Source organism: Caulobacter sp. CCUG 60055 (assembly GCF_022750545.1).
Taxonomy (GTDB): Bacteria; Pseudomonadota; Alphaproteobacteria; order Caulobacterales; family Caulobacteraceae; genus PUIC01.
Map to the genome: position 1 here is coordinate 147461 of NZ_PUIC01000016.1, position 18938 is coordinate 166398.

Sequence of the window (18938 nt, forward strand, 5' to 3'; positions counted from 1 at the left end):
CGTCTCAGCCGGTGTTGCGCAGCCCGGCCGCGATGCCGTTGACGGTCAGCTGCACCCCCAACCGCACGCCCTCGCTCTGGTCGCCGCCGCGCCGCCGCGCCAGCAGCTCGAGCTGGAGGTGATTGAGGGGATCGACATAGCGGGCGTTGAGCGCCACCGATTCCGCCAGCTCCGGCTGACCGTCGAGCAGTTGCGCGCCGCCGCGCAGGGACAACACGAGGGCGGCGGCCTCCTCCCATTCCTGGCGGATCGCGCCGAAGATGCGGCGGGCGGCGGCCTTGTCGGGCGCCAGCGCGGCGTAGCGTTCGGCGATGCCCATGTTGCTCTGGGCCAGGGCCAGCTCCATGTTCGACAGCAGGGAGGCGAAGAAGTCCCAGCCGCCGGCCATCTCTTGCAGCAACGCGCTCGACAGCCCGGCGCGCCGCACGCCCGAGGCGAAACCGTACCAGCCCGGCAGCATGAAGCGGGCCTGCGACCAGCTGAACACCCAGGGAATGGCGCGCAGGTCCTCGATCCGCCGGCTCGCCTTCCGCGAGGCCGGCCGACTGCCGATCTTGAGGTCGGCGATCTCGGCGATCGGCGTGGCCGCCCAGAAGAAATCCTCGAACGCCGGATCGTCATAAACCAGGGCGCGATAGGCCGCGAACGACTCCCGGGCGGCGGTCAGCATGGCGGCGTCGAAGCGCGGCTCCAGGGCGACAGCGTCGGCGGGCCGGTTGCTGGCCCAGAGCACCGCCGCCGCCAGGCTGTCGAGGTTGCGGCGAGCCGTCGGCTGGTCGCCGAACTTGCGGGCGATCATCTCGCCCTGCTCGGTCAGGCGTATGCGGCCGCCCACGGTGCCGGGCGGCTGGGCCTGCACGGCCTCGGCCGCCGGTCCGCCCCCGCGTCCGACCGACCCGCCGCGGCCATGGAAGAACTGCACGGCGACGCCGGCCTTGCGGCATTCGGCGGCGATCGCCGAGGCCCCCTCCATCACGCCGTGGCGGGACGCGGCGTAGCCGCCGTCCTTGTTGGAGTCGGAATAGCCCAGCATGACTTCCTGCAACGGCTCGGCGCCGAGCAGTTCGCGCGCCGTCGGCAGCGACAGCCAGCGCGCGATGATCTGCGGCGCCGCCTGAAGGTCCTCGATGGTTTCGAACAATGGCGAGACCCGCAGGGTCGAGGCCGGCTTGGCCCCGGCCATCAGCAAGCCGGCTTCCTTGAGCAGCAGGTAGGGCTCAAGGATGTCGGACACCGACGCCGATTTCGAGACCACATAGGCGCCCAGCGCCTGCGCCCCGAACAGCCGCACCGCCTCGGCCGCGGCGTCGACGACCGCCAGTTCCTTGCGCGTCTCGTCGGAATAGGCCGCGAAAGGCGAGCGCAACGGCCGCTCGTGCGCCAGCTCGCCGACCAGCAGCGCGATGCGGGCGTCCTCGTCCAGGGCCAGGTAATCGACGCCGGCGGAACGCCGGAACAGCTCGGCCACCACCCGTTCGTGCACGTCCGAATTCTGGCGCAGGTCGATGGTCAGCAGATGGAAGCCGCAGCCCCGGGCCATCTGGATCAGGCTCTTCAGGGTGGCGCCCACCAGGCGCGGGCCGCCATGCGCGACCAGCGAGGCGCGGATCGTCTCCAGGTCGGCGATGAAGGCCTCGGGCGAGGCGTAGGGCTCGAACGGACCGGCCGGCGCCGCGCCGGAGAGCCGCGCGCCCGTCGCCATCAGCCGCCGCTCGATGCCGACCACCGCCCGGCGGTAAGGCTCGTCGACGCGATGGACGGAATCGTCGCCCGACATCTCGGCCAGCCGCAGGACCCCGTCCGACACCGGCGCCAGGGTGCTGGAGATCGACAGGTCCGGCTGCAGCTTCTCCAGTTCCTGCCGGTAGAAGCCGAACAGCAGCCACGCCTGGCCGCGCAGGGCGTTGCGCAGCCGCTCGGCGTCGACATAGGGGTGGCCGTCGCGGTCCCCGCCGATCCAGGTGCCCATGCGCAGCAGGCTCGGGAAATCCTCGCCCTCGCCCAGCTCGGGCCCGATGGCGGCGGCCCAGTTCTGATAGAGCTCGACCATGGCCGGCAGGATCGACCGGCCGACGATCGACAGCATGTTGCGGATTTCGTCGTCGACCGTGATCCGTTCCGGCCGGTTCAGGCGAGTCTGCCACAGGATGGCGATCTCGCGGTACAGCTCGTTCTGCAACCGGGTGTCGATGTCGCGCGGCAGATGGTGCCGGCGCAGGGACAACAGGCGGGCGATCTCGTATTCGCGGTCGACCACGCTGCGGCGGCGCATCTCGGTCGGGTGCGCGGTCAATACCTCGACCAGGTTCATCCGCTCCAGGGCCTCGCGCAGCGCCCCCTTGCCCACGCCGTCGCGCAGCAGGGCGTCGACGGCCGCGCTCAGAGTCTGGGGCCGCACCGGGCGGGAATCCAGCTCGAACTCGGCATGGCGGCGGCGGCCGGCGACGTCCTCGCCGATCTGGGTCAGCAGGGCGTGGCAAGCGAAGGCGCGGGCCAGATAGACGGCCTGGTCGGTGGAAAGCCCGGTCAACAGCCGGTCGAGCGCCTGGCCGCCCTCGCTTTCGGACGCGACGGCGGCGTCCCGCACCCGGGCGATCAGTTCGACGCCGACGCGGCCGTCCAGGTCGCCCATGGCCTCGATCAGCAGGCTGTCGAGCAGACGGACATTCTTCTGGACGTGGCGATTGGTCGGGGTCTCCGACGCAGCGCCCCGCTCAACACCCAGGGACGCCGACATGAGACCGCCTCCATTCACCGCACGAGCCCGCCCCCTCTAAGGGAAGGACGGTTCCATGAACATAGTTCGATGCGCCGGAGGCCGGGAAAATCGCCCCTAGGCGCCGATCAGCTCGCGCCCGATCAGGAACCGGCGGATTTCGTTGGTGCCGGCGCCGATGTCATAGAGCTTGGCGTCGCGCAGCAGGCGCTCGACCGGATAGTCCTTGGTGTAGCCGGCGCCGCCGAGGGCCTGGATGGCCTCCAGCGACACCTTCACCGCGTTCTCCGAGGCCATCAGGATCGCGCCGGCGGCGTCGAAGCGCGTGGTGCGCCCCGCGTCGCAGGCCCGGGCCACCGAATAGACGTAGGCCCGCGCCGAATTGAGCGCGACATACATGTCGGCGATCTTGCCCTGCATCAGCTGGAAGCCGCCGATGGCCTTGCCGAACTGCTTGCGCTCGCGGACATAGGGCAGGACTACGTCGAGGCAGGCCTGCATGATGCCCAGCGGCCCGGCCGAGAGGACCGCGCGCTCGTAGTCGAGGCCGCTCATCAGCACGCCGGCCCCGCCGCCGACCGGACCCATGATGTTCTCTTCCGGCACCTCGACGTCCTCGAACACCAGTTCGCCGGTGTCGGAGCCGCGCATGCCGAGCTTGTCCAGCTTCTGGGCGCAGCGGAAGCCGGGCATGTCCTTCTCGATCAGGAAGGCGGTGACGCCCCGGCTGGCGCCGTCCGGATCGGTCTTGGCGTAGACCACGAGGGTGTCGGCGTGCGGCGCGTTGGTGATCCAGAACTTGGTGCCGTTGAGGACGTAGCGGTCGCCCTTCCTGTCGGCGCGCAACTTCATGGAGATGACGTCGGAGCCCGCGCCGGCCTCGGACATGGCCAGGGCGCCGACATGCTCGCCGCTGATCAGCTTGGGCAGGTAGCGACGCTTCTGCTCGGGCGTGCCCCAGCGACGGATCTGGTTGACGCACAGATTCGAGTGCGCGCCGTAGGACAGGCCGATCGAGGCCGAGGCTCTCGACACCTCCTCCATCGCCACCACGTGTTCGAGATAGCCCAGGCCAAGGCCCCCCCACTCTTCCTCGACGGTCACGCCGTGCAGGCCGAGGTCGCCCATTTCGGGCCAGAGTTCGCGCGGGAAGGCGTTGCTTTCGTCGATCGCCGCCGCCAGCGGGGCGATGCGGTCGGCCGAGAAACGGGCCGTGGTTTCACGGATGGCGTCGGCGGTTTCGCCGAGCGCGAAGTCGAGGGAAGGACCAGCGTTCGAGATCATGCGCGGGTGCTTATCACTTCGCGAAATGCAAGACGAGAGGGCGTCTGCGCCTTGTTTACGCCTAGTCTTCCCGGCCGCCCAACCGCTCCAGCAGGAAGTAAACGGCGCTCGCCAGGCAGACCACGCCGATGACCCCGGCGACCCATCCCACCGGCCGGGCGCTGACGGCGCCGGCCTCGGCGTGCGGTCCGAATCCCCAATAGACGCCGGCCACGGCCACCACCAGCCCGACCGCGCCCAGGCCGACGAAGGGCCAGACGCTGGCCGGACGGCCGCCGGCCCGGCTCCCCGACCTGCGGCGCGCGGGGAACATGCGTTTGCGCAGATCGGCGCCGGCGGCGAGAACCGGTTCGGCCGCGGCCTCCTCGCCTTCGGCCGGCGCGTTGGCCGGCTCGGGCGGTTTCGGCGTCGAGGCCGGCGGCGTCGCGAGGCGGAAGTTGAAGCCCAGGGCGGAGGGCCGGGAGGCGATCGGAGCGATCGCCGGCGCGGGCTCCGCATCGGCCGTCGCTTCTAGGGCCGCCTGTCGGGGAGCCGCAGGCGTCACATCCCGCTCGTCCGGCGCAAGGGCCTGGAGCCGCTCGACCACCGCCGCCGCGGCCTGCTGCACGGGAGAGTCGGGCTCGGCGACGTCCACTTCCGGCTTCACCGGGCGGACGGTCTCGGGGCCGATATCGCGGAAGGCCGCGACCGGCCCGTCCAGCGGGGCGACGATGGCGGCCGGCGTCAGGCGCGGCGCGGCGTCGGCCAGCAGATCCAGCCGGGGCCGCACCACCGGCGTCGGAGCCGGAACCCAGCCGCCCGGCGGCGTCAGGAACAAGGTCTTCTCGGCCGCCCGGCGACGGACCAGGGCGTCGACGACGATGCGCTCCCCGTCGAGTTCGGCCTCGCGCCACATCTCCAGGGCGCAGGCGGCCTGGATCAGCGCGCCTTCGTTGACCCGGCGCAACACCAGCGAGCGGCGGAAGTTCTCAAGGCCGATATTGAAGGCGAACGAGACCAGGGCGTCGAACTGGTTCTGGGTGAGCGGCGTGAAGGTCCAATCGTTGACGGCTCCCGTCACCTCCAGCAGGTCGTAGATCAGCAAGGCCTCGGCGTCGGCCGGCGAGACCTCGGCCCCCTCCCGGGCCGACCGCACGTGGCCGTAGCCGATGGTCCAGCCGCCGCCGGGGAGCGCGGCCGCGGTGCGGCGGCATCCCTCGAAGCGCTTGATCATGTCGATCGCGACACGGGAGACCTGATGACGCGGCTTCATCGCCCTCTTGACCCATATTGGCACATACGCCGAAGCGTTCGCCTTTCACGGGCAAGAGCGGCGCCGGAACGGCCGAAGAGACCACGACGCCACGTCGCCGGCTCACGCCGGCCCGCCGCATTCGATCAGGATTCAGGAGGGCCCGGCCGCCGGTCCGCGATAACCATCGCGGCCGCCGGTTCCGGATTTCACTGGTGCGGTCGAGAAGACTCGAACTTCCACGGGTTGCCCCACAGCGACCTCAACGCTGCGCGTCTACCAATTCCGCCACGACCGCTCGTGGTGAGGCGCGGGGGTTAGCAAACCCCGCGCGGTTTGTGAAGGCGCGTTTTAAAGTCCGGGCGCCCCGCCCGTCCCGCGCTGGGACGCGGGATCGCCGGTCACCCCCCGGCCATGAAGTCGTAGACGTTGGCCGCGCCGGTGACGCTGATGGCGATCTTGTCTTCGTTGATCTGAATCTCGCCGCGCGCGATGGGGTGGTTGTTGGCCAGGATCCAGACCTCGTCGTTGGCCTTGGCGTCCAGGGGAATCACCGCGCCGCGCCCCATGCGCAGCAGTTGCTGCATCGGCAGGGTCGCTCGCCCCAACAGCACCGAAATCTCGACATTGACGGCCTTGACCTGGCTCACGAGAACGCACACCCCACAAGGCGGGCGCCATTGCGTTCGCCCGCGTCGAGCCCAATCTGAGGCCACATGCTTGACCGGTCGTTAAACTCCGCCGCCGCCCCGCTCCTCGGCCGCCCCGACGGCGCCCCCGTCGAATGGGCGACCTCGACGGGGCGCACGCCCTATCCAGAGGCGGTCGCGGCCATGGAGGCGCGCGCCGCCGACATCGCGGAAGGCCGCGCGGCCGAGTTGGTCTGGCTGCTGGAACATCCGCCCCTCTACACCGCCGGCGTATCCGCCAAGGCGGCCGACCTGCTGGCTCCCGACCGCTTTCCGGTGTTCGAGAGCGAACGCGGGGGACAGTTCACCTATCACGGCCCGGGCCAACGGGTGGCCTATGTGATGCTGGATCTGCGCGAACGGGGACGCGACGTTCGCGCCTTCGTCGAGGCGTTGGAGACCTGGGTGATCGGCGCCCTCGCCGCTTTCAACGTCGAGGGGCATATCCGCCCCGGACGTGTCGGGGTCTGGGTCGAGCGCAAGGCCCCCGGCTTCGCCCGCGAGGACAAGATCGCCGCGGTCGGCGTCAAGCTGCGCAAGTGGGTCAGCTTCCACGGCGTCAGCCTGAACGTCGAGCCCGACCTCGGCCACTTCGCCGGCATCGTGCCCTGCGGCATCACCGAACATGGCGTGACCAGCCTGGTCGATCTCGGCCTGCCGGCGACGATGGACGACGCCGACGCGGCCTTGAAAGCCAGCTTCACGCGGGTGTTCGGCGCGGCCGTGGACGCGCCGGCGCCGCTGTGAAGCGGCCCGACATGACGCCGTTCAGGCCGCCGCCGGCTTGATCGGATTGGGGCCGAAGCGGTTCGCACCCTGCTCGCCGCCCATGACCGCCAGCTCCACCACCGCCCACAGCAGGACGATGGAGAACAGGAAGTCGAGGAAGCCGTCCGGCTTGGGCCACACCGCCGCCAGGGCGACCAGGATCAAGGCCGACCACCAGCCGGACCGGCCGCGGTCGTGCAGCCGCTTGGACAGCACGCAGGCGCCCGAGAACAACAGCGCCGGATAGACCACCCAACCCGTGAGCCAGTGCAAGGTCGTGCCGACGATGGCTTCGTACAGCGAGGCGACCGCGATCAGAACCGCGCAGGCGATCAGGAACGGCGCCCTCGCCAGCCGTCCGGTGGACGACCAGAAAAGCTCCACCCAATCGATTTGGCTGTTCATGACGATCTCCCGAGTCGCGGCCATAGCCCGCGCGCCGGGAATTTAGGATCGCCGGACCGAAAGCGGAAGGGTCACCAGCGACGGACCCGGCCGACGTCCACATGGACGAAGTCCGAGCTGGGATAGTAGCCCACCCCGCCCAGCGACAGGCCCAGTGCCGCGTCGCGCAGGGACGCCAGCCGCACGCCGGGAACGCGGATGTCGATGGCCTTGCCTTCCATGTGCAGGCTGTGGGTGGCCACGCCGCCGCTGCGTTCGTGCAACAGGGCGTTGGTGCGGGGCGAGCGATAGCCGGAGATGATCTGGTACGGCTGGGTCGTCTCGGTCCGCGACTGCAGCAGCGTCAACAGGTCGAGCAGCTTGGGCTCGATCGGATGGACGTCGCCCGTGCGGAAATCGCGAAGGACATGGTTCACCGAGGCCAGGGCGTCGGGAATGTATTCGCCCCCCTCCCAGTAGGTGACCTTGACCGCCTCGTCCGTATGGGTGTTGCGGAACGCGAGGGTCCGCGCCGGAATGGCGGCCAACGACCGCAGCCCATAGGCGGTGAAAAAGGAACCTGCGCCCACGGCGAGGCCACGGCGAAGTAGATCGCGACGACGAAGCGACATTGGACGCCCCCGATAACCCGACTGACCGAGCGGCCTTCGCATGTGATTGGGGCGAAAGCGCGACTACAGTCGATCTTTACAGTTAATAGATTCTTAAATTCAAGAACATCGTTCACATAATTGCGTTCAACTCGGCATCCCACCCGTATATATCATCGCGGAAATTGAGTTGACCGTCCGCGTCTACGTATGCGGTTCGGTATAGAATGAACACTGGAGCCGGTTGGTCAAGCTTGATCCACCGCGTCTTGCCGGCGTCGATAGCCTTGTCGATCTTGTCGTCGGTCCACGACTGGCCGGCCAACAGCTTTCCGGCGAGCGCCCGCGGCTGCTCAAGCCTGACGCAGCCATGGCTGAGCCCCCGCCGATCGCGGGCGAACAGGGCCCGCGCCGGGGTGTCGTGCAGATAGACGCCATAGGGGTTGGGGAAGTCGAACTTGATCCGCCCCAGGGCGTTGCGCGCGCCGGGGGCCTGGCGGATCTGGCCGTTCACGCGCCGATAGCCGTGGCGGGCGAGATAGCCACGGTCGCGCGCGGCCTTGGGCAGGATCTCCTTGGACGCGATCGAGGCCGGAACGTTCCAGGGCGGATTGAAGATCACGTACTGGACCTGCGAGCCCAGCATCGGCGTCTGATGCTTCGGATCGCCGACGACCACCTTCATGGTCAGAGTCGGGCCGCCGGCCTCGAACAGCACCGCCTCCGCCGACGGAATATCGACCTCGATCCGGTTCGGCGGCGGGACACGGGGGCCCCAGCGCAGGCGCTCCAGGTTGGCGGCGATCTGCGCGGCGCGATCCTCGGCCGTCACGTTCAGGGCGGCCAGCGTGCGCTCATCGACCCGCCCGGACGCGGCCAGGCCATGCCTGGCTTGGAAGGCCTTCAGAGCGTCGGCGAGCCCCGGGTCGAACCTGGCGGGCTTGGCCGCCGCGGGCGCGGCGTAGCCCTCTGCGGCGAGGCGTTGACGCAGCAAGACCACCGAGCCTTTGGCGCCGTTCTGCACGCCCGCCGGTACGACCGGCCAGCCGCCCGCGGAGGCCGCGTCCCGGTATCGGCGATACTGTTCCGCAAGCGCCTTGTATTCCCGGCCCTGCGGCTCCAGGTCCCCGAGCCAGGCCGCCAGCCGCCCCGCCTTGTGGGCCGCCAGCAGGTCGGCGGCCGCGTCATAGGCTGGCGCGGCGAGCCCCCAGGCCTCGTTGCGGCGCGCGGGGGGCGAGCCCCCGATTCTTTGGAACCGGGCGTAACGCGTCGCCGCCTCGACCAGGGTCTGGTCGGCCTGCTCGCGAGCCGCCGGGTCCTTGGCCTTGAGCCCCGCCGCCAGGGCGGCGACGTCGAACGCCGGCAGCCCCTGATCCTTGGCGGCGGTCAGCGCGCGAAGGATCGCCTGCTCGTCCTGACCGCTTAGTCGGGGCGGCGGCTCGACGGCGGCCGGCGGCGGCGTTCCAGGCGCCTGGGCCGCGACGGTCCCCGTCAGACAGGTCGCGAGCACGATCGCGAGGCCCCTCGCGAACGATCTCGCACCCTTGGCAAACGCCGTCATCGCCACCTTCCCGGCTCGACTTCAGGAGGGCTACGCAACAGCCGCTCTCATAAGGTGAAAGCGTTGCGGCCGCACTGGTTCCGCGGGCCTAACCCGCGCCGCGCATGACCTGGAAGAGGTCGGCCAGCCGCACGCTGCGGTCCCCCGCCGCGAAGCGGCCCGCTCCGACGCCGACTAAGAGGCCCAGACCGGGAGCTGGTGCAGGCCCTTGGGAAATACGCGCCGGTCAATTGGCGCAGGCCCTGACGGCGGCTTCCAGCTCCGCCTCACGCGCGATACGCAACAGCCGGCCGGCGAGCAGCAACTGAACGCCGGCGAAGACGTCCGCCGCCCCCGCGAGCGCCTGCTCGGTGTCCGGATAGGCGGGAGCCGGCGAAACGCCCGCAGGACAACGGACCACAACAGGGATGCTCGCCGATTTCACCACGACAGGGGGGACGCCCTGGTGCGCGCAGGCGGCGCATGAGACCGCGACGAGACACGCCCAAAACCTTCGCCTCACGACGGAGCCTCCTTCATGGCGGATCATCGGATCCGGATAAGCTTCAGCGCGGCGGCGCAATGGTCGGCTTCCGGCGGCGCCGCCAACACGGCGGCGGCGGCGTCCTGCGCCCGCCGCCGCGCGGCCGCCGCCTGCGCCTGGGCCTGCTCGGCCTGCGCTCTGCGGCGCTCGCCTTGTTCCTGAAGCGCCGCGACGGCGGCGTTCTGCTGATCGATGGCGCGCTCAAGACTGTCGGCTCCAACCCTGCACTCGCGCCACCCGCGCTCGAAGGCCGCCGCCTCCTCGCGCCAGCTCTGTTGGGTCCTCGGGTCGACCAGAGCCAGCCTGGCGGCGGCCAATTGCCCCTGCAGTTGGTGCAGTCGAAGCGTCTGCCCCCAGAGCAGGCCGCCTGCGGCGACGGCGGCCAGGCAGAACCACGCTTGCGGCCTCAACAGCAGGCGCGACAGATTCCAAAGAGACAGCAATCGCGCCTCCCTCGAAAAGAAAGTTGTCTGGAACGCGGAACCTTTTCCGCCGGCCGGAATTTTGGAGTGGTCCGGTTCGTCCCAAGGACGAAGCTGACACGACCGGCCCGGCCACGCCCCCCCGACGTTAACCGCCGGGTCGGTCACCTTCTCCCAACAATGATCCAGCCGTCAGGTCGAACCTGTCACCTTGGGTTCGGCGGGGTTCGTGCCCCAGATCAGGGCCATGACCGCGCCGCCAAGCGCGCCGTAGAACACCCCTGCGTCCGTCAACGACACCGCCTTCCCGGTCAACAGCATGACATAGGGCAAGGGCGCGCCGAGCAGGAACATCAGCATGGCCAGCCCCTTGCCGATCGCAAAGCTGTCGCCGTCCGGACCCGTGAAATAGTCGCGAAACACCTTGCGCAGCAGAGCCCCCCCGCTCACGGCCGGCCTCCGGCCCAAAGGTGGCCCAGCCAGGCCTTGACCACCACCATCAGCACCGCGCCCAGTATGGTCAGGGCGGCCACCATGCCCAGACCACGGTCGCGCAAGGACATCATGGCCCGAAGATCCGCGCGCAGCCCGCCGTCGCCGTCCCGGCCGACGACGATCTCGCTGAGACTTTCAAGCTTGGCCTCGATGCGGGCCAGCGCGGCCGTGACTTCGGCGCCGTCTGTCGATCGGAACGCCGAACGCTGTCCGCCCGAGCTCATGGCCGTTCCTCGCGCACGCGCCGACCGGGCGCCCGCGCAGCGGACGTCATACAGGTACGCTTCATCTGGCTAACCTCGTTGGATGGCGCGACGCCGTGTCGCAAGACGCGCAAAAGCGCGCGACGCAACCGTTCGCGCTGACGACCGTTATCCGTTGGTGGCGGTCGCGGTCCCCTCTCCCCGGCCGTCGCCAGAGTGAGAGGCCCGGCGATCCCTTCCCCGCCGGGCCTTTTCACGCCCAGGTCAGGCCAGGCGGCGACCGCCGGTGACCGCCCAGGTCAGGATGCCGGCCAACAAGGCGTCGTAACGCCGGGGCACAAGCGCACAGGTCGAAACGACCACACGGAAGATGATCCGAGGCGCAGTCAGCGCCCTTCGCCGCCAGGCCGGTCCCTTCCTGGGACGGTCTACGGGCGGAGCCTTTGGCGAGGCCATGTTGAACATCTGACGCCTCCTGGTCGAACCCCGGAATCGAACGCCCAAGCCTGGCGCGACGTTCCCACATCTTCGCGTCGGTGTGGAGCGACCTTAGGCGGTTCGTACGCCGACCCTCATCATTTCCGCGAGTCGCCGCGCCCGGGGGCCGACCTGGCGGGCCCAGAGGCTGGCGAGCATGCCCGCCGCCGCCGCCGCATAGTCGCCGGCGCGCATCTGGGAAAGCGTGGCGCGGAACTTGAGCAGTCCTGGAACGCCTAGATTAAAGCCCATATTGACCAGGACATCCTGCCGAGCCGGCGTCATTTCCCGCCACCAGGGCAGATTGCGGTCCAGCGCGCCCTCGACCACGCCCGCATCCTGTGCAAGGGCGGCCTCGGCCTGGGCGAGCGACCAGACCAGTCCCTTGCGGACCTCAGGCCCGGTATGGCCGTAGCCGATGGTCCATGGATCGCCTCCCGACAGCGGGTCCGGGTAGGCGATCAGCCTCAGGCCCTCATCCCGCCGCAGGTCCGCCAGTACGGCCGGCGTCGGCATCTCAGTTCGCCGCCAACGGCGCGGCGGCCGGCTCGGCCGCGCCATAGCGAACGTCCGGCGCAGGATCCTCCGAAGGATCGGGCCAGGGCCTTCCTTCTCCCGGCGCTTCGCCAAGTTCACGCAGCGCCGCCTGGCGCATCTTCAGGCCACGGCCGTCGATGGCCAGACTGTGCCAGCCGTTGGCCGCGCCAAAGCCCGCGCACTGCCCGAGCACGACCAACGCGGCCTGCCGGGCCGCGACGTCCGCGATCTCGGTTCGCCTCGCGTAAAGGAGTTCGGCCGTGTCGCAGATCGTGACGACCGGCGACATGGCCGCGAGGGTCCCTGCAAGCAGTTCCGCCACACCGTCGGGCAAGGCCGGACCGTGTTGAAGCGCGAAGGTCTGCACCGCGACGCGCATTTCGGGAATGCCGGTGATGGTCTCCATGGAGGCCTCCTATTGAATGCTGGCGTCGAGCGGCGCCGGCAGGGCCTGCACGGGCTGCGCGCTCGGCGTATTCAGATTGAAGAACGGGTCCACGCCCTTGCGAGCGATGATCTCGCTGCGGGTGGCGATCCCGGTGAGCGCGCTGGCGGCTGCCCGGTGCTGGGCGCCCTGGATGGTCCGCTCGACCATCACGAACCGTGCCCGCTCGATCGCCGAGACGAAATCGACCGGCGAATGGCTCATGAACACTTCCTGATAGCCGTCCGCCTGGATCTGAAACGCCCCGGTGTCGGCCTGCAGCGCCTTGCCGTCGTCGCCGACGAGCGAGCCGGTGAAGCGGAAAACCTCCTGACCGATCTGGCTGGCCTGATCGTCATGGATGGTGCGGACCTTCACCTTGTGGTCGCCCAGTTCGTAGACGCGATCCTCGGTATTGATGTCATGCCCAGCGGCGCGCAACGCGTCGGTGATGTCCACCGGCACGCTCTTTCCTTCGGCCATGCGGCCCTCCTATGGGATTTGCGACTGGTTGTGGGTGAACACGAAAGCGCCGGGCTTGACGCCGGCGGCATAGCTGCGGTTGCCGACCGTGATCTGGGCGATGGGCCTGACGCCAATGGGTTCGACGGCGACGATCTCGGCCCAGCCGAACACGCCGTCGACCAGATAGGCCGCCGCCGCGCCGAGGGCGTGCTGGGCGAAGATCGCCGAGCCATCCCGCTGCTCGATCGGGGTCTTGACCGTGCAACCGACCTGCGCCCCGTTGGCCAGGGTCAGCATCACGCAGGGCTGAGCGCCTGGCCGGTTGCTGTAGCAGACCTCCGGCTGATGGCCGGAGCCGTCGCGCTTCAGCACCGTTAGGGTCATGCCAGCTTGGACAGATCCAGCAGGAACGCCATTCGGCATGAGGGAGTTGGCGAGGACGCAGATTGCGCCGCCGCCTCCGCCCCCGCCCGGGGGGGCGGCTGGGGGATTAGGCGGCGGACCGCCGCCCTGGGCCTGCGTCGTTTGGACGCCCAGCGCGATGTAGCGATCAGGACTGGTCGATAGCGCCTGAGTGCCTGATGAGGCCGCCACGAACGTCGAGGCCTGCAGGTCCCAATAGACCGAATAGGCGATTCCGGGGGCCAGGCCGTTGATGGGAGCTGCGCCGACGCTGAGGCTGTAGTTCGGCAGATATAGGGTGAACGGAGCGACGTTGATGCGGTTCGGCGAATCCGTCGACAGGACATAGGTCGGATTGATCACCCAGCCATAGCTTGTCATGCCGTTGATCGGCAGGCCATTGGCGTTGATGACCCGACCGCTCTTGCTGTTGTAGGCCCCCAGCGACCCTGCGAACGGCGCCCAAGGCGCGATGTCCGTGGTCGACGGACTGACCTGACAGAGCATTGGGTGGGTGAACTGGGTCCAGGCGTTAACCTGATTGCCTGAGCGGATGAAGACATACATCTGGGCGGCGCCTGTCGGCGCCTGGCCGCGAACGACCTGTCGAACATAGTCGGTGTTCAGATCATTGCTCTTGCCAGTGTTGCCGCCGCCAGACCACGCCGAGTTGATGAAGCCTAGGGAGCCTCCCGTCGGATCGACCCAGGCGATCCAGATCGAGACATTTCGGCCGGCGGCGGAGCACGTATAGAGCGAGAACTCGTAGTAGTTTCCTGCCTGGCAGGGGTAGTAGGTCGTGAAGCCGCCGTTACCGTCGGGGCGCTTGTAGAGAAAGTCGACGATATCGGTGTTGGCGCCCGAGGCCCCCTGCTGAATGGTGTAGGTCGAGTCGTCGGCCAGCCCCCAATTGCCACCGTAGATCGTTTTGGCCTTGCCGATGAAGTAGGTGACGGATTGGGGATTATAGCCGACCTGCAGGAGCAGATCGGCGTTCAGCATATGCTCTGCCCCCCAAAGCATATTGTGGCCGATGCCGACTGAGAGGTCAGCCAGGCCCGCCTGGTTCTTGGTCGCGAGAGCGCCCTGTCCGGAGATCGACGCTGCCTGGTTGATGCTGGTCTGGTCGGCGTAGCGGTCGACCGTGCCCGGCAGGAAGGGCAATTTCACGCTCGTGTTCTGCCCTGGCGGCGCCTTGGCGAGCATCGGCTCAGCGACGAACACGTAGGGGTCGTTCACCGCAGCAGTCACATCCGCGTAGGTCAGCAGCACCGCAAATTTGGCGTTGGCGGGCGCGACGCCATATCCAAACACCTCGCCGAAATTCGCCGGATCGCCATTCGCGCCACTAGGCCCGCCAGCGTCACCGGACGCCAGAGCCGCCGGTATGCGACTATCTGAAATGAAACTGGCCGAGCCATCGAACCAGCGGATCAACAAGGACGCGGCGCACCTATGGTTTGACAGCAACGCACGAGCATAGACGAGGTCGTTGGGGACAACGTTGAGGCCGAAGCGCTTCACGCTGGTCAGACTAAACGGGTAGAGGCCCGCCATCACGGAGGGCGCGTAGAAGTACTTGCCCGCGGTGACCGCGCCGCCGATGTGTCGATACATGACGTTGCGCTGGCCGCTGTACCCAATTGGGTTCAGACCGCCCTCTCCCGCATTGCCGGTGTTGCCGCTATCGCCGGTGACCCAACCATAAGCGCCATTCGACCAGCCATCGTTGATCAGGGCGTTGGCCCCGACCGGGACGTTGCGGTTGTCGACCTGTGTCGTGGTCAGGGTCGAAGTGGCGAGCTGGCCCTGGCCGGCAATGGCTGCGGCGGTATTGGCGCTGGTCTGATCGGCGCTGTCGGTGATGCCGCGGAAGCTGACGGGGTCTGAAGCGCGGATGCCGATCGCGAACCAGTCGATCTCCCACTGGGTCGTCGAGTTGTTGGTCAGGTCGACCCGAATTTGGCGAACACTCTGATTGAGGTAGCGGGTATCGCCGCTGACATCCCATTCCAGGATGAACCACTGGCCGACGGTGAACTGCGGCTGGGGCACGCTAAGCGAACGAGTGCCGTCGATCGGGATGTAACTGGCGGTGCCCCAATAAACCGTGCCCGTCCAGTTGGCGACGGCGGTCAGCGGCCTTACCCGCATCCGGATGACGTAGACATCGGTCCCGTTGAAGATGAACGGCTGGGTCACCAGCCAGTTGGTCGGGGATGATGGATAGTAGACCATCGTCCCATTGCCGGTTGAGGTCAGCGTCGCTCCCGTCGCTGTGAACCCCTGAGCCGAGGTGTCGAAATCCCAGGTCTTGCGCGGAGCAAAGCCTCCCTGGGTGTTGTCCACCTGAGCCGGCGTCAGCGGCGAGGTCGCCAACGGCCCCTGGCCGACGATCCCGGCCGAGACGTGATTGCCGGTCACGTCGGCGCCGTCCTCGGGCTTGCCAGGGCCCAGGATGTTGGACCAGTGCAGCGGCGTCTCCGGCGCCGCATTCGGGTTCAGGGTGATGGTGTAGTCGGCGACGGCCGACAGGTCCTGCAAGGCTCGTCCGAAGACGTTGAGCGAGCGGAACTTCAGGTGCAGCGTCTGGCCGACCTGCCCCTTCTGATACGGGAACTTCCAGATGCCCTGGTCGAGCCGCACGAACACTGCGCCGGGCGCATGGCTGGCGACGCCGGTGCCGTACACCCCCCGCCGCAGATAGCCCAGGCTGTAATGGTGCGCCGACACCAGCGAGGCGTCCCGGTAGCTGATCAGCTCGCCATCGACCAGGCAGAGGGTCGCGAAGGCGTCCGCGTCCGCCTGCGAGGCCGCCAGAAGGACGCCGTTGCTTGGGGTCACGTCGACCGCCAGGGTGTCGATCACGTCCGGATCGGCGCGGGACGGCAAGGCGTTGCTGATCGTGCCGAAGCGGGCTGGTCCGTTGACCACCCCCTGCCGCTCGTAGTTGGTTCCGTCCAGGCTCGCCCACACCTCGCAACCGCCCCAGTTCGGCCCGCCGGCCACGGCCAGCCACGCCTCGTACAACGTCCCATTGAGGAGAGCGCCAGGCGGGTTGATCAGCACCACGTTCACCGCCGCGCCCGGGCTGATGTCGTAGTTGGGAGCGGGGCCGGCGGCGGATTGACGGCTGAATTGCGGGGCGCTGGCGGAGCCGACCAGCACCTCCTCGGCGGTGACCTGCAGCAGACCGTCGCCGGCTTCGGCGATCTCGGTGATGCGGACCAGCTGACGGTTCAGGTCGCCGCTCGTGATGGTGACGACATCGACCATCGGTTCGAGCAGGCAATAGTTGTCGGCGAGCTGAAAGGTGAAGGTCTGGCGGACGTAACAGCTGCGCTGCACCATGATCTGGGCGATCTGGGCGGCGATGCCGGGGTCGCATATCGAATGCAGCGTCGCGGGATTGGCCTTGCGCACGCCGTAGGCGTCGATGCTGGCCTGATCGATCCCCGGCACGACGTTGGTGTTGTATTGGTGGGACCGGTCCAGGAACTCGACCTGGACATAGTTGTAGCAATCGGCCGGCTCCTTGAGCGAGACCTTGACCGGATCCTCGCCGTCGCTCGACGGAACGAAATCGGCCTCGCTCAGGTCGTAGACGGGGGTGAGTCTTGGGCTCCAGACCACGCCGTTGCCGCTGACGGCCACGTCGCCATAAGGAACCACCTTGAAGACGCCGTCGCTCCATACCGCGTCGGAATTGGAGGCGGTCAGGATCTCGGTCAGGAAGTCCGAAGCCGAACGCTGGCTGTCCAGATAGGGCGAGACCAACAGATTCGCGGCCGTGCAATAGAGCGCATGATCGCCGAGGTCGCCGACCAGGCCCGCGGGCCAGAGCGGAACCTCCGACAGGAACTCGCCGATCACGGTGGACGGCAACGCGTCGTCGACCGTCACGCCGTTGATGACCGCCCGGCTCCCCATCTCGACTTCGAACGAATGGTTCGGCAGGCCGGCGCCGTTCGACAGCGCGTAATTGGCCGCATAGGCGTAGGCTAGGCCGCTGTAGCCGATGGCTTCGGCGGGGTGGCTGCCGCTGAGATAGCCCCACACCGGTTGACCGATCGAACCGTTCGCCAGGCTGAGTCCCGCCTGCGAAAGCGCCACGCCGCCGTCGCCCGAGAATACCGACTTGTCGCGATAGACCGTCCTGACGCCGGCCACCGGCCCGGCGCAGACGCCGAGGATGATCGAGGCCGTGTAGGTGTAGGTGGTGTTGGAGCTCTTGCCGCCGCCGCCCTTGCCGCCCGTGCTGGTCGTCGTGGTGTGCGGGATCGCCTGAAAGTCAGTATAGTACAACAGATTGCAGGACGCCCTGAACGTGCCCCAGCCACGCCCGACGGCGATGCCGTAGGCGGATGTCTGCACCTTGATCTGGTTGAGCTTCGGCTCGGACGTGCTGGTCGACTTACCGCCCATGCGCGGGATCCTTCTCGGGCCAGAGGGTGAAGCACCGCGCCGGGCGGGTCAGCAGTTCGCTGTGGCCGTCCATGTCGTCGAGCGTGACGCCGACGCCGATGTAGGCGTGGATGACCAGGGGCGGGTCGACGACGATGGCGCCGTGCGAGAACGTGCGTCCGAACCGCCAGACCACGAAATCGCCGGGCGCGAGCGCGTCCCGCTCGATCTCCGTCGCCAGACGGTTCAGCCAGCCGAGGTAGAGTTCTTCACCGTGATGGAGATGCCAGTCGCGGGCGTAGACGCCGACGTCGGTGGGCGGAATGGCGCCGGCCTCGGCGTAGACCGCGAGCGGAAAGCGGGCGCAGTCGGTTCCGATCCCCTTGAGACCGGCTCCGTGGTGATAGGGCGTGCGCAGCCAGCTCATCGCTTCGGCGACCACGGCCTCGCGCATGGCGGCGGACATCAGACCACCGACGTTTCCGGAGCCGGCACGTAGGGCTGGCCCCGGAAATGGACGAGGTTGTTGAATTTGGTCAGGCAGGTCGCCTGGGTCAGGTCGCAACCCGGATAGATCGTGAAGCCGTCGCCGGCGGCGGGCGGCGCCGGCAGGGACGGCAGCAGGGTCAGGTTGCCGGCGCCGTCCTGGGCCTTGATCGTGCGGCTGATCCCCGTATTGGCGCCGGAGGTGAACACGATCGTTCCGTGCACGTAATAGCCCGACGGCGCCGAGACGTTGGTGGGCACATTGACCGGATTGGCGCTCGACACCACGACGCCCGCCCGCGCGAAACTCGCCCGATTGACCTGGCATTTGGCGCCGTAGAGCGTGTTGAGGCACGACGACTGATAGACGTCCGCCGGCATGTTGACGTTCAACAGCTCCAGCCACGACGACGCCGTGATGGTCGCCTGCGAGCGGCCGATGTCGGTGGTCTTGCTGAACCGGCCGGAGAAACGGATGTAGGTCCCGGTGGGGCCGGCGTTCAGCAGGGTCGGCCAGTCGGGTGCGATGGCCCGCTCGATCTTGACCAGGGCCCCGTCCAGGCCGTTCCGACGCAGGAAGGTCAGCCACGGCACGCCGTTCACCGTCTGGCGGGCGTCGGCCCGCAGGGTGATCTCGATGGTGTCCACCTGAATCCCGCGCTGGGTCTTGATCCCGCCGTCTTCGATCAGCGGGCCGCAGCCGAACACGTATCCGTTGGCGGTGACGGGCTGGTCGGCGCCGGTGTAGCGAAGCACCGCCCCTCCGTTCAGGGTGAAGGTGTAGAGGTCGGCCTTGACGAAGGCCTGACCGCTCTCAAGCAGGTTGATCAGGGCGACGGGTGCGCTGCGCATGGAC

At 68.3% G+C, this 18938-nt stretch carries 18 protein-coding genes and 1 tRNA gene; 1 reads left to right on the forward strand and 18 read right to left on the reverse strand.

Features of this window, described 5'->3' with window-relative positions; all coding sequences use genetic code 11:
* Positions 1 to 4 precede the first annotated feature (4 nt).
* The 5 genes from ppc to C5708_RS18115 form a co-directional block, all read right to left on the reverse strand.
* The gene (gene ppc, locus C5708_RS18095) at positions 5 to 2737 is read right to left on the reverse strand and encodes a phosphoenolpyruvate carboxylase (RefSeq protein ID WP_242923269.1); all 2733 of its coding nucleotides are present in this window, start codon (positions 2735 to 2737) and stop codon (positions 5 to 7) included.
* A gap of 96 nt (positions 2738 to 2833) precedes the next feature.
* Positions 2834 to 4000 (reverse strand): isovaleryl-CoA dehydrogenase, encoded by a 1167-nt coding sequence (locus C5708_RS18100; protein WP_242923270.1) that lies wholly within the window; start codon positions 3998 to 4000, stop codon positions 2834 to 2836.
* Between the two features lie 61 nt (positions 4001 to 4061).
* Positions 4062 to 5252: a lysozyme gene (locus C5708_RS18105; protein WP_242923271.1), complete on the reverse strand. Its 1191-nt coding sequence runs from the start codon at positions 5250 to 5252 to the stop codon at positions 4062 to 4064.
* Between the two features lie 192 nt (positions 5253 to 5444).
* Positions 5445 to 5529 (reverse strand) — tRNA-Leu (locus tag C5708_RS18110).
* A gap of 103 nt (positions 5530 to 5632) precedes the next feature.
* Positions 5633 to 5881 carry a FliM/FliN family flagellar motor switch protein gene (locus C5708_RS18115; protein WP_242923272.1) on the reverse strand — a complete coding sequence of 83 codons (249 nt, stop codon included), beginning with the start codon at positions 5879 to 5881 and terminating at the stop codon, positions 5633 to 5635.
* Positions 5882 to 5947: 66 nt separating this feature from the next.
* On the opposite strand from C5708_RS18115, the gene lipB reads away from it, so the two are divergent.
* The gene (gene lipB / locus C5708_RS18120; protein ID WP_242923274.1) at positions 5948 to 6667 is read left to right on the forward strand and encodes a lipoyl(octanoyl) transferase LipB; all 720 of its coding nucleotides are present in this window, start codon (positions 5948 to 5950) and stop codon (positions 6665 to 6667) included.
* Positions 6668 to 6688: 21 nt separating this feature from the next.
* On the opposite strand, the gene C5708_RS18125 is transcribed toward lipB, so the two are convergent.
* The 13 genes from C5708_RS18125 to C5708_RS18185 all read right to left on the reverse strand — a co-directional run bounded on the left by C5708_RS18125 (position 6689) and on the right by C5708_RS18185 (position 18934).
* Positions 6689 to 7093 (reverse strand): DUF805 domain-containing protein, encoded by a 405-nt coding sequence (locus C5708_RS18125; protein WP_242923276.1) that lies wholly within the window; start codon positions 7091 to 7093, stop codon positions 6689 to 6691.
* A 71-nt stretch (positions 7094 to 7164) separates the two neighbouring features.
* Positions 7165 to 7620: a DUF882 domain-containing protein gene (locus C5708_RS18130; protein WP_242923278.1), complete on the reverse strand. Its 456-nt coding sequence runs from the start codon at positions 7618 to 7620 to the stop codon at positions 7165 to 7167.
* 196 nt (positions 7621 to 7816) lie between these two features.
* Positions 7817 to 9193 (reverse strand): L,D-transpeptidase family protein, encoded by a 1377-nt coding sequence (locus C5708_RS18135; protein ID WP_242923280.1) that lies wholly within the window; start codon positions 9191 to 9193, stop codon positions 7817 to 7819.
* Between the two features lie 277 nt (positions 9194 to 9470).
* Positions 9471 to 9671, reverse strand: a complete 201-nt coding sequence (locus C5708_RS18140) for a hypothetical protein (RefSeq protein ID WP_242923282.1) — start codon at positions 9669 to 9671, stop codon at positions 9471 to 9473.
* Positions 9672 to 9769: 98 nt separating this feature from the next.
* Positions 9770 to 10210, reverse strand: a complete 441-nt coding sequence (locus C5708_RS18145; RefSeq protein WP_242923284.1) for a hypothetical protein — start codon at positions 10208 to 10210, stop codon at positions 9770 to 9772.
* Between the two features lie 171 nt (positions 10211 to 10381).
* The gene (locus C5708_RS18150) at positions 10382 to 10639 is read right to left on the reverse strand and encodes a hypothetical protein (RefSeq protein ID WP_242923286.1); all 258 of its coding nucleotides are present in this window, start codon (positions 10637 to 10639) and stop codon (positions 10382 to 10384) included.
* Positions 10636 to 10908: a hypothetical protein gene (locus tag C5708_RS18155; RefSeq protein ID WP_242923288.1), complete on the reverse strand. Its 273-nt coding sequence runs from the start codon at positions 10906 to 10908 to the stop codon at positions 10636 to 10638. Before C5708_RS18155 ends, C5708_RS18150 begins: the two co-directional genes overlap by 4 nt.
* 528 nt (positions 10909 to 11436) lie before the next feature.
* Complete coding sequence (locus tag C5708_RS18160; protein WP_242923290.1) at positions 11437 to 11880, reverse strand: glycoside hydrolase family protein; 444 nt, start codon at positions 11878 to 11880, stop codon at positions 11437 to 11439.
* Between the two features lies 1 nt (position 11881).
* The gene (locus C5708_RS18165; protein ID WP_242923292.1) at positions 11882 to 12307 is read right to left on the reverse strand and encodes a hypothetical protein; all 426 of its coding nucleotides are present in this window, start codon (positions 12305 to 12307) and stop codon (positions 11882 to 11884) included.
* Positions 12308 to 12316: 9 nt separating this feature from the next.
* Positions 12317 to 12808, reverse strand: a complete 492-nt coding sequence (locus tag C5708_RS18170) for a hypothetical protein (protein WP_242923293.1) — start codon at positions 12806 to 12808, stop codon at positions 12317 to 12319.
* A gap of 9 nt (positions 12809 to 12817) precedes the next feature.
* Positions 12818 to 17617 (reverse strand): phage tail protein, encoded by a 4800-nt coding sequence (locus tag C5708_RS18175; RefSeq protein ID WP_242923294.1) that lies wholly within the window; start codon positions 17615 to 17617, stop codon positions 12818 to 12820.
* The gene (locus C5708_RS18180) at positions 17607 to 18062 is read right to left on the reverse strand and encodes an NlpC/P60 family protein (protein ID WP_242923295.1); all 456 of its coding nucleotides are present in this window, start codon (positions 18060 to 18062) and stop codon (positions 17607 to 17609) included. Before C5708_RS18180 ends, C5708_RS18175 begins: the two co-directional genes overlap by 11 nt.
* Positions 18062 to 18934 carry a DUF2163 domain-containing protein gene (locus C5708_RS18185; RefSeq protein WP_242923296.1) on the reverse strand — a complete coding sequence of 291 codons (873 nt, stop codon included), beginning with the start codon at positions 18932 to 18934 and terminating at the stop codon, positions 18062 to 18064. Before C5708_RS18185 ends, C5708_RS18180 begins: the two co-directional genes overlap by 1 nt.
* Positions 18935 to 18938 lie beyond the last annotated feature (4 nt).